General features: G+C 40.9%; 15 protein-coding genes and 1 pseudogene. 3 read left to right on the plus strand and 13 right to left on the minus strand.

Annotation, left to right across the window (positions count from 1 at the left end):
* Positions 1-687: 687 nt before the first annotated feature.
* Positions 688-1,293: a TetR/AcrR family transcriptional regulator gene (locus EKM61_RS05240; protein WP_068224010.1), complete on the minus strand. Its 606-nt coding sequence runs from the start codon at positions 1,291-1,293 to the stop codon at positions 688-690.
* Positions 1,294-1,476: 183 nt separating this feature from the next.
* Here EKM61_RS05240 and EKM61_RS05245 point away from each other — a divergent pair.
* Positions 1,477-2,889, plus strand: a pseudogene (locus EKM61_RS05245) (MDR family MFS transporter).
* A gap of 127 nt (positions 2,890-3,016) precedes the next feature.
* On the opposite strand, the gene EKM61_RS05250 reads toward EKM61_RS05245, so the two are convergent.
* The 4 genes from EKM61_RS05250 to EKM61_RS05265 all read right to left on the minus strand — a co-directional run bounded on the left by EKM61_RS05250 (position 3,017) and on the right by EKM61_RS05265 (position 5,019).
* Positions 3,017-3,550: a dihydrofolate reductase family protein gene (locus tag EKM61_RS05250; protein WP_068224007.1), complete on the minus strand. Its 534-nt coding sequence runs from the start codon at positions 3,548-3,550 to the stop codon at positions 3,017-3,019.
* 116 nt (positions 3,551-3,666) lie between these two features.
* Positions 3,667-4,140, minus strand: a complete 474-nt coding sequence (locus EKM61_RS05255; protein WP_068224005.1) for a DUF3278 domain-containing protein — start codon at positions 4,138-4,140, stop codon at positions 3,667-3,669.
* A 5-nt stretch (positions 4,141-4,145) separates the two neighbouring features.
* On the minus strand, positions 4,146-4,337 hold the full coding sequence (locus EKM61_RS05260) for a helix-turn-helix transcriptional regulator (RefSeq protein WP_191980754.1): 192 nt from the start codon (positions 4,335-4,337) through the stop codon (positions 4,146-4,148).
* A gap of 145 nt (positions 4,338-4,482) precedes the next feature.
* Complete coding sequence (locus tag EKM61_RS05265; protein ID WP_068226210.1) at positions 4,483-5,019, minus strand: TetR-like C-terminal domain-containing protein; 537 nt, start codon at positions 5,017-5,019, stop codon at positions 4,483-4,485.
* Between the two features lie 238 nt (positions 5,020-5,257).
* Between EKM61_RS05265 and EKM61_RS05270 the strand changes: the two genes are divergently transcribed.
* Entirely contained in the window at positions 5,258-6,964 is a 1,707-nt protein-coding gene (locus EKM61_RS05270; protein ID WP_068223999.1) for an MFS transporter, read from the plus strand.
* A 100-nt stretch (positions 6,965-7,064) separates the two neighbouring features.
* Here EKM61_RS05270 and EKM61_RS05275 read toward each other — a convergent pair whose 3' ends face one another.
* The 3 genes from EKM61_RS05275 to EKM61_RS05285 all read right to left on the minus strand — a co-directional run bounded on the left by EKM61_RS05275 (position 7,065) and on the right by EKM61_RS05285 (position 9,189).
* Positions 7,065-7,247, minus strand: a complete 183-nt coding sequence (locus EKM61_RS05275; protein ID WP_068223996.1) for a hypothetical protein — start codon at positions 7,245-7,247, stop codon at positions 7,065-7,067.
* A gap of 20 nt (positions 7,248-7,267) precedes the next feature.
* Complete coding sequence (locus EKM61_RS05280; RefSeq protein WP_068223993.1) at positions 7,268-7,582, minus strand: bacteriocin immunity protein; 315 nt, start codon at positions 7,580-7,582, stop codon at positions 7,268-7,270.
* An 884-nt stretch (positions 7,583-8,466) separates the two neighbouring features.
* Positions 8,467-9,189, minus strand: a complete 723-nt coding sequence (locus EKM61_RS05285; protein WP_225417797.1) for an SDR family NAD(P)-dependent oxidoreductase — start codon at positions 9,187-9,189, stop codon at positions 8,467-8,469.
* A 636-nt stretch (positions 9,190-9,825) separates the two neighbouring features.
* Between EKM61_RS05285 and EKM61_RS12015 the strand changes: the two genes are divergently transcribed.
* Positions 9,826-9,975, plus strand: coding sequence for a hypothetical protein (locus EKM61_RS12015; RefSeq protein WP_156519990.1), 150 nt, complete (start codon positions 9,826-9,828; stop codon positions 9,973-9,975).
* A 262-nt stretch (positions 9,976-10,237) separates the two neighbouring features.
* Here EKM61_RS12015 and EKM61_RS05290 read toward each other — a convergent pair whose 3' ends face one another.
* The 5 genes from EKM61_RS05290 to EKM61_RS05305 all read right to left on the minus strand — a co-directional run bounded on the left by EKM61_RS05290 (position 10,238) and on the right by EKM61_RS05305 (position 14,591).
* Positions 10,238-10,840: a disulfide bond formation protein B gene (locus EKM61_RS05290; RefSeq protein ID WP_068223986.1), complete on the minus strand. Its 603-nt coding sequence runs from the start codon at positions 10,838-10,840 to the stop codon at positions 10,238-10,240.
* Between the two features lie 18 nt (positions 10,841-10,858).
* Positions 10,859-11,020, minus strand: coding sequence for a DUF5993 family protein (locus EKM61_RS12020; RefSeq protein WP_156519989.1), 162 nt, complete (start codon positions 11,018-11,020; stop codon positions 10,859-10,861).
* Positions 11,021-11,377: 357 nt separating this feature from the next.
* Positions 11,378-12,688: a diaminopimelate decarboxylase gene (lysA, locus tag EKM61_RS05295; protein ID WP_068223983.1), complete on the minus strand. Its 1,311-nt coding sequence runs from the start codon at positions 12,686-12,688 to the stop codon at positions 11,378-11,380.
* A gap of 175 nt (positions 12,689-12,863) precedes the next feature.
* Complete coding sequence (locus EKM61_RS05300; protein ID WP_068223978.1) at positions 12,864-13,049, minus strand: 2-hydroxymuconate tautomerase; 186 nt, start codon at positions 13,047-13,049, stop codon at positions 12,864-12,866.
* A gap of 654 nt (positions 13,050-13,703) precedes the next feature.
* Positions 13,704-14,591, minus strand: coding sequence for a YitT family protein (locus tag EKM61_RS05305; protein WP_068223975.1), 888 nt, complete (start codon positions 14,589-14,591; stop codon positions 13,704-13,706).
* Positions 14,592-14,747: the final 156 nt, after the last annotated feature.

A 14,747-nucleotide genomic window follows, 5' to 3' on the forward strand; every position in this document is an offset into this window, starting at 1 on the left:
GGGGAAGTATACTCTCCTCACAATTAGAACTATCAATATTTTACGTATCACCTACTTGACTTCTGACCACAAGTCTTGAAATAAATCACGTTACTACCGCACCAATTCGATTTCTGCAGACGGTCTACTATCCGAACCTTTCTGAAATAAATCAGGTTACTACCATCTGCAAAAAACCTTTTATTGACTAAAAATACTGCGGTCAAGCACCAGATTCATTCTTGATTGACCATAGTATAAACCCTGGTCTGTACTCCATAGCAAATATTTTTAGCCTTTAATTATTAAAAAGTTCAATATTTTAGGTCTATTTTGACGCCCCACCGCGGCCCACGCACAACGTTATTTTTCAGCAAAATACAACTTTACTTGCTAAAAAAGAATCCGGCAACTCAAATTTTTATCCAAGTACGGATTTTAGGCCAGTAATTAGTTTCATTCAATCTAATCAACCCAAATAATAACGTTCTCTTACAACACGGTGTTAGGCGGTGTCTGCAAATGATTAATCCTAATTCAGATTATTTGAACATTGGCAGCAACCACAGCAGGCCTAAATTAAAATAAAATACATAAAAATGATCGCGCCAAAGTAAACTCTGGCACGACCATTTCTGTGCAATGCAAAAGATTATAATCCTAATCAGTGCTAGAAAAGATTAAGGCAGCTATCCTTTTAAAAAAGCTCTAATTAGACTTTTCCTGTTTACTGGCCAGCAACACTGGCATTAAAATCTCATCAATCATGGCGTACAAGCCAGCTTGCGTAAGGAAGCCTGTCGCCAGGATTTCATCCAGCAATAACATGGCTGGTAAATTTATGGCCCGTTCACTTAAATTGACCAGCTTAATGTCGCCCCGTTGATCCGCCTGCTTTAAGATCGCAACCACGTATTTTCTAGTTCCTGTATTGGACGTAACCAAGCCAAATACATCACCAATTTGCTGGCCAATTTGATCAGCGACTAAGCCGCGAACTGTCGCCTCACCCAGGGCCGCAAAACTTTTTAAAGGCGCACCTAATAAATTAAAAAGATCTTCCCGTAGTGAGCCAGTATCGGTATCGGGTGACTCAATCCGTGGTCCAAACTTTTTAAAGGCCGCAATTAACAGCAGCGATTTTTTGGGCCAACGCCGGTACAACACCGTTTTAGTAGTGTGCGCGCAGGCCGCTACACCTTCCATCGTCAATTGATCGTAACCCTTCGCCTTAAATTCAGTCCAGGCCGCTTTCAACAGTTCATTTTCCAGTTCTTTTCCCCGTCTACGGGTAGGCCGTTTAATTTCCGCCATTTTTTCACCAACTTTACTTGCTTTTCGTTTAAATCTATTATATCATTCTCAATTGTAGATACGTGCGTATCTTATAAAAGAATCTTTTAGACTAATTAATAACAAAATGATCTGACTGGCCACTAGGGTAGTGCGATTGGACTTGCCGCCTTAAACCAAAATTAAATTTAAAGAAGGTCTACTATGCAATCACAAACAACAGCACCAAAAAATAAATCGATCATTGCTACCTGCGCGATTCTAGTCGTCGGCGCCATCGCCCCCATGCTGGATTCCACCATGGCCAATATTGCCGTCAATGCCATCACGCAAAATCTTAACACTTCAGTCAGCAACGTACAGTGGGTGGTCACCGTTTATGTACTGGCAATGGGCATCACTGTTCCCATCGCTGGCTGGGCCATTGATTGGATTAGTGGCAAACAGCTGTACCTCTGGGCCTCTGCCGGTTTCTTACTCGGTTCAGTCGTTTCCGGTATTTCGACGACTATCACCGGCCTCATTATTGGTCGAATTATTCAGGGCGCCGCGGCCGGCATTATCGTCCCACTCCTGACAACCTTAATCGTTCGCGCCGCAAACGGTAAAGATTTAGGTAAATTAATGTCGATCGTTGGCCTGCCCGCCGTTTTAATGCCGATCTTAGGCCCAACAATTGGTGGTTTCATTATAGATCAATTAAACTGGCACTGGATTTTTTACATTAATATCCCAATTGTGCTAATCTCAATGACCGCGCTAATCATCTGGCTACCTAAGTTTAACCCAACCCAACCGGGCAAGCGACTTGATTTTCCCAGTATTATCCTTTTTGCCGGACTATTTACCGGTTTTATTTTGGGCATCACCAAATTTAGTCATACTGCCAAATTGGATCAGAGTTCTGTTCTATGGCCACTAGGAATCGGTCTGACTTGCTTGATTGGTTACGTTATTTACGCCCTTGTTTTACCAAAACGAGCACTAGTTAATTTAAATTTATTTAAAACACGAAGTTTTTCAGCGGCGTCAATCCTGTTACTTATGTCTGGAATCACGTTAAACGGCGCCATGTTCCTACTTCCGCTTTATTTTCAAAACATCCGCGGCTTAAGCGTTGTTTGGGCCGGTATTTATTTAATTCCCCAAGGATTAGGCATGTTGCTAACCTGAACGCAAGTCGGCAAACTTACCGATCGAATTGGTGCCCGCTGGGTGGTGGTAGTTGGCATCCTGATCGCCACCTTCAGCACACTACCATTTGCCTTTGCCGGTAGCACGACAAACAAGTGGTTCTTACTGGCCAGCCTATTCGTCCGCGGTGCTGCAGTTGGCGCCTTTACCATTCCAATTATGGCGGATTCCTATACCGGCCTTAGTCCCGCACAAATTCCTGAAGCCACCACCGCTACCCGCATGTTCCAAAACATCGGTAGCGCCTTTGGGACCGCCATCCTTGCTACCGTAATGGCTCATAGCCTAACCGGTAAACTGCCAACGATCCCACACCTGACAACTTCTTACAATACGGCCTTCATGTGGTCGATTGCCATTACCTTGCTGGCCTTAATTCCAGCCTGGTTTCTCAGTGTAAAATATTCCGGTGTAAAAAAATAACAAAACGACGGAGTGGGACAAAGGTCGGTTTTGGGTTTACGTTCTAGAATAATGTTCAGCAACAATAAGAGACTAGGACCCTTGTCCTGGCCTCTTTGTTGATCTAATATTTTTAGTAATTTGTTATTCACTTACGCCCTGTTTTACGCCGCAACTGCAATTCCATCAACTGGTCATACTGTTTTACTGCCACTACGTCTAGACGAGTACCGTAATCACCCTTTGGAAATAGGCGAATACCATCGCCTAACAATACCGGCGCAATCTGAATCCACCATGCATCAATCAAATCGGCCGCCACCAAGTCAGCCACGATCTGACCACCGCCGACAATCCAAATGTTCTCGCCAGCAGTTTGCCGTAATTTTTTTACCAACGTGACCGGTGACTCCTGCGAATAAATGGCATCAGATTCTTGACCTTGCCGTGTTCGTGATAATACGTAATTGGTTTTATCCGGAAACAAAGGTGCGTTATTCATTAATTTCTTAGTGATAGCATAAGTTTTACGCCCCATAATTGTCGTATCAATCTGAGCCATAAATTCAGCAGTATTGGCACTCTCACCACCCGCGGTATCAAATAACCGCTGCATATTATTTTCCTTGGTCGCCAGGTAACCATCAAGCGATATCGCACCGTAAAACTGAACCTGCCGCATCTTGCCACCTCCTGAGTTGATTCGTTTATTTTAGCAATTAATTTAGAGGGATTCAAGAAAACGCAATTACGCAAAGCAGATACAGTTTAATTAAAATATGCTAAATTCTTTTCACTCTACAATCGATAACGCCAACGGCCTATTGCATACATTAGAAGGCCAAAAATAACCCCACCAATTATGTGGCCGAAAATCATATGACCATTAATTTGACTCCCAAAAAAGACATCCAGACCAAATAAGCCGAGCGCAAAATAGCCGGCCTGACAGCCACTTTTAAGTAGTAACCTACGTCGTTTAACTTTTAGCTGATCACGATTTTGAACATCCACTTCATCCAAGCGATGATAAATAATCTGAAAACCCATGTAACCTGAGATAGCCAACGTTAATATTAAAATTGCTACCAAATCCAGTGGAAATGAAGTTTGGTTGACAACAATGTATATACAACGCGCTCCTAAGTAAACGAGACTAATTATGTAAATGCCCAACAAACAATCCGCCATTGTCCGGTGGAGTTCACTTAATTGTCGTTCATCCCGTTCTTCAGATACCCCAACAAACCACTGATATAGGCGCTTACGCATACTAATTACCCCCAAAATAGTGAATTCAAGTCCGTCCCTAACACCTTAGCCAACTTAATAATCAAATCTAATGACGGATTATATTTGTCATTTTCAATCAAATTAATTGTTTGTCGCGAAACCCCGATTGCCCGTGCCAAAGTAAGCTGTGTTAACCCTTTTTTTCTACGGTAGTAGCGTACTCGATTCGGTGCCACCCAGGCCATCTCCTTCATTTAAGTACATTATATCTGACAATTAAGACTAATGTCAATTATATATGACTTTTCTGAATATGGCCGGTAATAAACGGGCCCATTATTTTTAAATCCGGCCGAAATCAAAACTTTGGATAGCTCGATTCTATTTTGAATGAACAAACGCAGCCACTAATTTGCCCATATATTCTGGTGTCTCCGGCATTCCTTCTTGCAGCCACCGAACCGACATATTGATAACGGCACCCGCCATAAACTCGGCCCAATACTTTTGTTCAAGTCGTTTATGACTACTTTTTAAGATAATATCATTTTTTAATAGGTAAAGGTACGCTGTCGTAAAGGCATTGATCAGGACAGATTCTTTGCCATTATTAATTAATACGAGTTGAGCGTCCGCCGCATTTGCTGCCAGTTGAAAATAATGGGTAAGCATAGTCGCAACTGTTAAATGGATTTTATTCGGTAAACCGCGCATATATTGAATAATGCTCAAAATCTCATATTGACTAATAATATCCTCGAACGAGCTGAAGTTATGGTAATAATAGGTCCTAGAAACCTGGGCCGTTACACAAAACTCAGTCACTGAAATGGCCGTTAACTTTTTCTCTTTCAACAGGCCAATTAACGCGTTAAAGCTATCAAGTAATTTTTTATTTTTTAATTCTTTAGGTGTCATAGTTGACAAATTGGCCCCTTTTGTAATCAATGTATTTAAATTAACTATACACCGATGTTATTCTACAAACCAGCAATGATTAGAGGTGCCATAAATTAAGCTCAAACACACCTAACGTCGCCCAAAAAGTACAGGAAGTTCTTTTTCAAACATATTTGGGCCAAATTAGTTAGGAAAATAATTCCGTGCCACTCTTTAATTGCCGATTTTTTAATAACAAAGGAGGTTCATCAATAATATGAACTTTAAAGCAAAATTGACCGTTTTTGCGATGGCCATTGGTATTTTTCTATGTATGTTAGACACAACCGTTATGAATATTGCGCTACCAGCAATCCAAACTGGCCTAAATGTTAATTTAGAACAGCTTTCCTGGGCACTCAATGTTTACACGATTACCTTTGCTGTTTTTACAATTCCGTTAGGTCGTCTGGCCGACATTCTCGGTCGAAACAAGGTCTACATTTGTGGACTACTTGTTTTTATTATTGGTTCGGCGCTTTCCGGATTTGCCAATGACGCAGCTAACCTAATTATTGGTCGTTGTGTGCAAAGCCTAGGTGCCGCGATTATTTTCCCGGCCAGCATGACAATTGGTATTTCCACAACGGATCTCTCCCACCGAACTGGCGCCGTGGCGACGTTGGGTGTAACGCAAGGATTGGCCGCAGCGCTTGGTCCCACGGTTGGCGGTATTGTGACCCAATACTTAGGTTGGCGCTGGGTCTTTTTCATTAATATTCCGTTGATTATTTTGGCCCTTATTTTATGTGCCACACTATTAACGTTTAAACAAGAACTGCACAGCAATGCTCAAATTGATTTCCCGGGCATGCTGTTATCAATGATCCTACTTTTTTCACTCACACTGGCCTTAATCAAAGGCAGTGCCTGGGGCTGGTCAAGTACCGCCATTATTGGCCTACTCGGTACTAGCCTATTCGCCCTTATTTTATTTCTACTTGTTGAGCAACACGTTAAAGAACCCATGGTACCATTAGAACTTTTCCAAAATCGCCAATTTACTGGCGCCGTTCTGGCCGTTGTTTTAAGTGGTATTTTCTTAGTTGCCGTTTTGGTCATTTTGCCAACCTTTTTCACTAAGGTTCAAGGTAAATCAGAGCTAACGGCAGCCTTAATGATTACGCCAGCTTCAGTGATGATTTTTATTTTTTCACCCATCAGCGGCCTTATCATTAACAAAATTGGTCCCCGAATAATGGTCGCTAGCGGCTTTATTTTCATGATCCTAGGCTACCTCGTTCTGGCCATTATGGACCCAAATCAATACTGGCAAATTTTGGTGGCCTGTCTTCTGATTGGCGCCGGTTATGGTATTATTGCTGGCCCAATTGTCGTTTTAGGTGCTGCCAATTTTACCGGCGCATTATTGACCGCCTCCCAAAGTGTCCTGGGCCTCTTTCGCCAAATTGGTTCGGTTTTAGCAGTTGCTATTTTTGTTTCGGCCCTAACAACCAACCTTAATACAGCCAAGGCAACTTCGATAAGGGCCGCCACCACCCAAATTTCGGCACTGACCATTTCCAAAACGGCTAAGACCAAAATGACGCACCAAGCAACACAACAAATTAGGACCAGTGACACGCAGCAAAAACAGTCCAAACGCCGCTATATTAGTTCTAACCAACAAAAACGGCTTATTCAAGAAAATTACCAAAAGACCCTAAACAGGTTAAACCAACAAACTATTTCAGCAGTCGCTCAACAGGCCATTTACGCAAAAGTTTCAAAAAAAGTTAAACAACAGGTTAAACAGGACAATTACAGCATGGCTCAGACAGCACACACAATTCAAGCAACAACGAAACAACAAATAACCCAGGCCTTTATTCGCCCTTATCAACATGCATTACCATTTATTATTCTTGCCGGTTTCAGCAGTCTGTTATTTTACCGACGCAAGGAATACTTGGATCAGAATTAACTGCCAACACAATTAATCGAGAAATCCAAAGAAGAAAAAACTAATTCCTTGAGGCTTAGAATGGCCTTTAGGAATTAGTTTTTTAATACAGTTCGACTGGCTACCTCAATCGTTTATCCCGTTTCAACGTACCGCCAATAAACGCCACACAAACAGCAATTTCTTCAGTAACAAATTCGCCCACCGATTGTTTAAAAATAACAGTAACCACTAAAATCGTCAAAACAGCAACCGCCAGAATGGCGTCCTTGGTGCCAATTGGTAAATTTCCGCCAACCATCATAAAAGTTCTCCCTTTTCCCTTTAAAATTGTGATTTATCACCGTAATCTGACCCATAAGCAGCACCACGCACACCGGCCGAATTGCCAATGGTTGCTAATTTTGCAACCAGCGTTTCTTGCCGCCGGGTCAAGACAAAACGATTAACTTTCCCGGTAAAATAAATGTACGTCACCAAGCGATTATACGTTGGCGCTAAATCTTTAAGCCGATCCGTTTTCGAATAAACTCGCAACAAGACCTCACTAACATCGGCGATTCCCAGCGCCGAATTAGTTTGCAAATCATTGTACAATTCGTGAACAATTTGTTTGGCCTTTTCTTTATCCTGCTTCACCTAACAGTCCTCCAATATTCAAAATTACTCCACCGGCCAACTGAAATCTTGTGGCCACCTTCAAAATATCATGGATATTAAAAATCGTCAATTAACGCTGAACTTATTACATTTTTTTGGTATACTGAATAATGTCTCTAAATTGAGACCTATTTGTACTATTCTAATAGAGAGATGATTTTTTGCGAGTTTTTAAAAATTACGGATCACAACTCATAATTATCGGCCTATTGATCATTATGATTGGCCTGCTAATGAAATCCGATTTTGCAATACTTGTGCTACTAATCGGACTATTTCCCTGCATTGGTGGTCTACTTGGAAAAGCCTTTGGAAAATAATTGCTAAGCAACGAGCCCACAGTTGCTTAGCAATTTTATTTGGTTGGCCACTCTTGGGTACCCCAAATAATACTTAAAAAAGATATTTTGCACCGTGGTTGTACCTAAAACTGAGGTTGCCGCCACTGTTTAACAATAGTTGCGTCCGGCAAACTAATTCCAAATGTTCGTTCGATCACCATTCGAATTTCTGGCGTTCAAAAGCTATTATTATTTTTGTCTGCGCTACTCTTAATTCATTAACATTATCCGCAATTGATCTACAAAATAATTTTAGACTTAAAAATTTCTTAAATAATTATAGTTTAATTTTCTGTACTGAAAAAACACTGCCTGTTTGGGTAGTGTTTTTTTTGTGGGGTTTGGTTTTGAACTGTTGTTTTAAAAGCGTAGTTAAAGTAACTTTTTTATTCTTACTTTAACTACATCTTTATGTTAAAAAGTGTTCGTTAACTATAGTGAAATACCCCTATTTTTTAATAGTTAAGGCCCCATTTATCTAGAGTTCGCCTAATAATAAACATCAAGCTTCTAACCTATGCCCTAATTTAACCGCTGCAGTTGGCCAATTACCTTTTTATTAGTTGTCAGAATTTCACCATTATGCTTTTCCTTATCTAGCAGCAACGCCGTAATCTCCTTACCGGCTTGCTCGGCCGACTTCATAAACGAACTCTTCCGATTATCGTTTAAATCAGTGGTCACCCCACCTGGAAAAATACCGAAAATTTCAAGTGCCATCTTTTTATTTTCAAAATTAGCCGCTAAATTTAAAATTGAAGCGTTTAATGCGACTTTGGAAATTGAATAGGCCGCTGGACTGAATTGCAATGCTGCTTCAAATGGCCCTGTAATATCAGCAATCCGACCGTTATTTGCTTCTAAGATTGGCACCATTAATTTAGTGAATTCAAACGTACCAAATAAATTAACGTCCAATAAGGACTGAATTTCTGCCGCGGAAGTCTCCAGTGCTGGCTTCATGTCACCTGCAGCCCCGGCGCTGTTCACTAATAAACTCAGATCAGCGTGCTTGGCCTGAATAACATCCCTTGCCTGCTTCCGTGAAGTTGCGTTTGCAATATCTAAGGGCAGTAATTCAACCTGATCAGCAGCCAAGCCACTCGCCAGCAAGCGTTCAACGGCGGCCTTACCTCGTTGAACATTGCGGGCACCAACTAAAACAAAATAACCATTATTGCCTAATTGTTTCGCAATTTCAAAACCAATTCCTTTGTTTGCGCCAGTAACTAGTGCTTTTTTCATTATATTTTCACTCCTTAAGTAATTTAGTATTGTAAATACAACTATATCAATTAAAAGTATAGGCAACTAATTTAACTTGTCAATTAAAATCGTGCGACCAACCGAACAATAAAAGCACAATTTGGATACTAACCCTAGCTTTTTCTTAAAATAGCGCTTGTACTACCATCAATATTTAAAACTTAAAGGGCACTAACATGTGGGCTAAATTAATATTTCTACACAATCTATTGCTAGTCCACGGACCAACTTTTAGTCAACGTAAAACCAGCAATCAATATAAATTAAATCTAAAAAATCTGTTAGCCAAACGCCTTTTCATTCTATTAATTAGCGGTTTAAAAGCGTTATTACTTTTACTTCTAACTAATGGACCAATAACGCCCATGCCAATTTCAACCAATTAGATTTAAGATCCCATAAATTTTCAAGCACTTAAAATGACAGCTTTCCACCTTTAACGCTTAAAAATAGCAACAACTGCAGAACGAGCGCAAATCAATCCCAACGAATTTAATTTAAAACCAATCCGTTTGGCCCTAACAATTAAGTTTACAAAACAAGTTAACTATCTTTAGAAAGCGCTTGCACTTTAGCTGATAATTTGGTTTGATAAAGGAGAAAGGAGTTACGGACATGCAAACTTATCAGCTAATTCTTGATGTCGATGACGAAACCAAGGTTCTCTTAGTCGGTACCCTCCCCGAGGTTAACGAAGAACTGCATTTTCTTTGTGAACGTGATTATTGTGATATCAACGATCTTTCGATTATTCCGGCCAATTAATTTTGTGATCAGTCACTGTTTAGGTCATTCAAATCGAGTTTGAAAATTATTTTCGTAAGTCTTTTTCTGACTAATTGGGCCTAACTGGGCGCTTTTCCAATCACCCCTAAGTTAACCCGCTAGTATTAATCACGTCACAGTCAAACCAATAACTATCTAAAAAAACTGGTTAAATAACTTCATTATAGAAGCGATTTAACCAGTTTTTTATTTAAGCTATCCAGATTGCTTTGCTTATGGTATCTGGTACTATTCGGCCAATCTAGAATAAATCGAACAGTTGATATTTAACTGGATCGTCCGGTAACAAGAAGTTAAAGCCTTCTTGAAAAATCATGGCAATAAACATGACAACCACTAACACAAACATTACTTTAACAACAATATTGCCAAAGATTGGTAAGATTAAATTTTTACCTGGGGTTAACTGTTTGGCAAAAATTAAGTTAAACCCACAAAAGACAACAACGACAATAAAAGTAAGTAGTGACCACGTGTAAAAATGAACACCTAAAAATCCAGGACCATAACCAGGATCGTGGGGCCCAATATGTAGTAGGGTTTGCCGGGCCGCCGCCACCATTCCAAAGACCGCAAAAACAAGCGCCATCCCGTAACCTCGGGCAAATTTTTCAATTGTTAACTCATGTTTTAGGCTGGCCGTAATAATGTATGCCGGGCCAACTGCCGTCATAATCATTGACTCCCGCTGCAACACACATAATGGGCAGGGTAGATCATGATTAATAAATTGCGCCGACATACTCCCCAATAAAACTAAAATGTAGGCGCCAACGAAGCCAATCGCCAGCCAAAAACCTAATGAGCCCCATAATTTCTCATTCCGCTTTGCTTTTTGTTCCATGTTTTGTTTCCCCCCTAACTATAGACTGATTGGTAAGCTACTAGTGGCGTGCAATTTAAATAGGATCATACAAAGTACCAGCACAACGCCGAATAAGACCAAGATTTTGTTGGAGGTATCTTGTTTAATCGCCAATAAATAGTATAAATACGCAATAATAAATAATATAATAATGTCCAATTCACTCACTCCTTTTTTGTATCTTTTATCACAATCAAAGCATAACTAATCGACAGATAGCTGTAAACACATTGTTAGATTCACGTTAGATAAATCACTATTAATAAGAAAGCGGTGACATTGGTCTGAGTAAAATTAATCAAAAGATTAGTTTAGTCTTATTTAAAATCATTTTTAGATTTAGACCAATTTTAGTAGTTGAAAAAATTCAATTTAAAATGGCTGTTCTTTATTTTTTAAGCACTAAAAAAAACGAAGCCATCCCCTTATTGCATTAATTAGGATAACTTCGTTTTTTCAGTTTATGTTTAAATGTAGCAACTATTCAAAATCAAATCGCTTTTAAAGCAGTCGCCATTATTTCAACGGTAAATCCAAATGGACTAAATCCGCAAAACTTTCTCGTTTCACGACTAATTGGGCGTGGCCGTTTTCCACGAAAACAACGGCCGGCCGCGGATTGCGGTTGTAGTTGCTAGCCATGGAATAGCCGTACGCACCAGTGGTGAACATGGCCACCACATCGCCAGGCTGCGTCGTCGGTAACTGCTGATCCCAAGCCAACATGTCGCCGGATTCGCAGTATTTACCCGCTAACGATACGGTTTGGGTCGCTGCGCCATCAGGGTCACTGGCCAAAACAGCATCGTATTTTGCTTGGTAAAGCGCTGGTCGAATATTATCACCCATGCCGCCATCTAAAGCTAAGTAACTGCGAATACCAGCCAAATCTTTACGGGAACCAACGGTATACAGAGTGGTTCCGGCTTCGGCTACCATTGAGCGCCCGGGTTCAATCCAAATTGCGGGTAGTTTCAAGCCGGCCGAGCTGGTTAATTTTTTAACGACCGCGACAATGTCCTTAACGTAGTCTTGGGGCGCCAACGGGTGGTCTTCCGCGGTATAACGGACACCAAAGCCCCCGCCTAAATTCAGTACAGCAGCCTGAAAACCGTCCTTTTGTTTCCAAGTATTTAATAGATCAACCATCGCTCCAGCAGCCATTTCAAAGCCCTTCGTTTCAAAAATCTGTGAACCAATGTGACAGTGGACACCTAACAACTTCATTGTGGTCAACTGGCGCACTTTTTCAAAAGCCGCTGTTGCCTGGCCGCTTTTCAAATCAAACCCAAATTTAGAATCTTCCTGGCCAGTCATAATGTATTCGTGGGTGTGGGCCGAAATTCCAGGAGAAACCCGCAGTAACACGTTGACTTGCTGCTGACGCTCTTCAAGCAAATTATTTAATAAATCAATTTCGTGAAAATTGTCTAAAACAATCGTGCCGACACCCGTTTCTAGGGCCAATTCGAGCTCGGCGGCAGATTTATTATTACCGTGAAAAGAAACGTCGGCCATGTTGAAGCCAGCCTGATTGGCAGTATAGATTTCCCCACCAGAAACAACGTCACAGCCAACGCCAGCCTGGGCCAACAGCTGGTACATGGCAATTGCGGTGAAGGCCTTGCTGGCATAAGTTACCTTATAAGCAACACCAGCCGTTTCGAAAACTTCTTTAAATTGTTGAATTCGCTCTTTAATTAAGGCCGTGTCATAGACAAACAGTGGCGTCCCATAGTCTTTAGCAAGGGCCAAAGTATCGACGCCACCAATTTCCAAATGGCCAGCGGCGTTCGTCCGCGTAGTTCCGTAATGATAATAACTCAATGTATTCACTCCATCCAAAATCAAACTAAATTTTAAAAAAGTGGGCCAAACTGGCGCTTAAATTCCAAACAGAATAATTTGCCCTTTGCCGCACGATACAGCGATCATATTTAGAATAAAGTAAAGACTGGAAACAAAAAATTAACTTTGTTCCAGTCTCCATTTTTGCCGCAAATTACTTCTGTCCCTTTTCTTTTCCCGCAACAAAATAATGATCGTGCTTCATTTCATTTAGCACAATGTGAATATCATCGGCAGGAACATTTGCATCTTTAGCAATGGCAGTTGTGACGTCGGCGGCCATTTTTTTAAGCTGCTCCGGTGTCCGGCCTTCAAGTAAATCAATGTGAACAAGTGGCATAATTAAACACTCCCTAGTCTAATGAATTAGCCTTATTATACCGAATGTCTCCGGCCTTGGCAAAAAGAAGTGAGTGGTGGTTAAACTATTTTTAGTACATCGTAGCGCTCATATTTAAATTGAATTATAGCGCTACTAAAAATAATACTTATGCCGCTTGCTACTAGATTACACGTGAACAGACTCAGTTAGGTTCCATTCCGGCGCCGGCGTATGGAACGCGTGGCGCGTTGACAAGCTAATTTTCTCTCCGATTAAAACCATTCGGAAAAGAAAATGGATCTTGTCAATCACGCAAGGTACTAAATGACCATAATTCGGTCATCAAGTACCTTCGACACAGCTGATACGCCAGCGCCTCCATTCCACCTTGGCAGTAGTTGAGCTCTGATTATTGATTAATTTAATTGTTTAATTAGTCCAATTGAGTAGGAACCACAGCTTTAATACTGCACAACTTATCGGTGTTCTTAATTGGCTATCAACACTGACAAAGGTAGTTTTCACCCAATTCAGTCTAAATATGTTTGAACCAGACCGTCTTCTGCACTTAACCGTAATTTTGACTTTTGCTTAGCTTAGCCCACTCATCGGCATTAAGAAACCAATAATACGCTGCAATTACAGAGTAAGAACATTTTTCCAAACAATCCACTAGCCGCCCTTCACAACGTGCTTCGGCTGTTGGCTCTCATCCAAAAATGCACCCATAACCTCATTTGTGTTCAAGAAATTAACGAAGGCGTGGGCGTCAGCGTCACGAACGGCCTGTTCAATTTCGTACATTTCATAACGGGTGATCACAATCATCAAAACTGTGCTGTCTTTTTTATAGTAGGCACCTTTGGCTGGAATAATGGTGATTCCCCGAATAAGTCGGGCGTGAACGGCGTTGACCACGGCGTCTGTTTGCTGGGTGACAATCATGGCCGTCACTTTCAAGTGGCTGGTATTTATATTATCCACCACCCGTGAGGTGCAGTAAATCGAAATAATCGTGTACAGTGCGCTGGCCCAATTCAGTGTTAAACCAGCAACGAGCACGATAATTCCGTTAATCGCCAACATTAAATTACCAATTGTTTTCCCGGTTGTTTTGGCCAGTACGAAGGCCACAATATCCATCCCACCAGTTGAAAAGCCATCCCGCAAAGCGTACCCAATCCCCAGACCAACCAGTGCACCACCAATAATGGCGTTCATCAGCGGATTGGCCGACAACGCCTTAACCGGCAACACAACGGAAAGAACCGCGGAAAGTAACGCCGTCAAAATACTATATAAAGTAAAACTGCGGCCGATTTTAAACCAACCCAGTAAACCAATTGGAATATTAAACAGCAGAATAAAATAACCAGTTTCAATGTGAATATGCATAAAACGTTCCAATAAAGTTGCCAGCAATTGGGCAATCCCGTTAACCCCGGAACTAAACACATTTGCTGGAATCAAAAACATATTTAGTGACAAGGCCGTTAAGATACTGGCAAAAAGAACGAAAAAGACCTTTTTTAGTGTTTCGTTACTTGTTAGTTTATTCATGAATAGCCTCCTGTTAAGTAATTCTTAGCTTATTCTACCTAAGCAACCCGTAAAAAAGGCTAAAATAATGGTTTTCTTTGCTAATTCTCATCTAGAAACAGTGTTCTAACGTTAATTTAACAAATTTGATTAGATCTTGCTATGATTATTATGAAT

This window comes from Loigolactobacillus backii (assembly GCF_003946275.1).
In the GTDB taxonomy this organism is placed as follows: Bacteria; Bacillota; Bacilli; order Lactobacillales; family Lactobacillaceae; genus Loigolactobacillus; species Loigolactobacillus backii.

Excerpts from the sequence above, each read along its gene's own strand:
- EKM61_RS05240 (WP_068224010.1), bottom strand. The coding sequence starts at position 1,293 with ATGGCGGAAATTAAACGGCCTACCCGTAGACGGGGAAAAGAACTGGAA.
- EKM61_RS05250 (WP_068224007.1), bottom strand. The coding sequence starts at position 3,550 with ATGCGGCAGGTTCAGTTTTACGGTGCGATATCGCTTGATGGTTACCTG.
- EKM61_RS05255 (WP_068224005.1), bottom strand. The coding sequence starts at position 4,140 with ATGCGTAAGCGCCTATATCAGTGGTTTGTTGGGGTATCTGAAGAACGG.
- EKM61_RS05265 (WP_068226210.1), bottom strand. The coding sequence starts at position 5,019 with ATGACACCTAAAGAATTAAAAAATAAAAAATTACTTGATAGCTTTAAC.
- EKM61_RS05270 (WP_068223999.1), top strand. The coding sequence starts at position 5,258 with ATGAACTTTAAAGCAAAATTGACCGTTTTTGCGATGGCCATTGGTATT.
- EKM61_RS05275 (WP_068223996.1), bottom strand. The coding sequence starts at position 7,247 with ATGATGGTTGGCGGAAATTTACCAATTGGCACCAAGGACGCCATTCTG.
- EKM61_RS05285 (WP_225417797.1), bottom strand. The coding sequence starts at position 9,189 with ATGAAAAAAGCACTAGTTACTGGCGCAAACAAAGGAATTGGTTTTGAA.
- EKM61_RS12015 (WP_156519990.1), top strand. The coding sequence starts at position 9,826 with ATGCAAACTTATCAGCTAATTCTTGATGTCGATGACGAAACCAAGGTT.
- EKM61_RS05290 (WP_068223986.1), bottom strand. The coding sequence starts at position 10,840 with ATGGAACAAAAAGCAAAGCGGAATGAGAAATTATGGGGCTCATTAGGT.
- EKM61_RS05300 (WP_068223978.1), bottom strand. The coding sequence starts at position 13,049 with ATGCCACTTGTTCACATTGATTTACTTGAAGGCCGGACACCGGAGCAG.
- EKM61_RS05305 (WP_068223975.1), bottom strand. The coding sequence starts at position 14,591 with ATGAATAAACTAACAAGTAACGAAACACTAAAAAAGGTCTTTTTCGTT.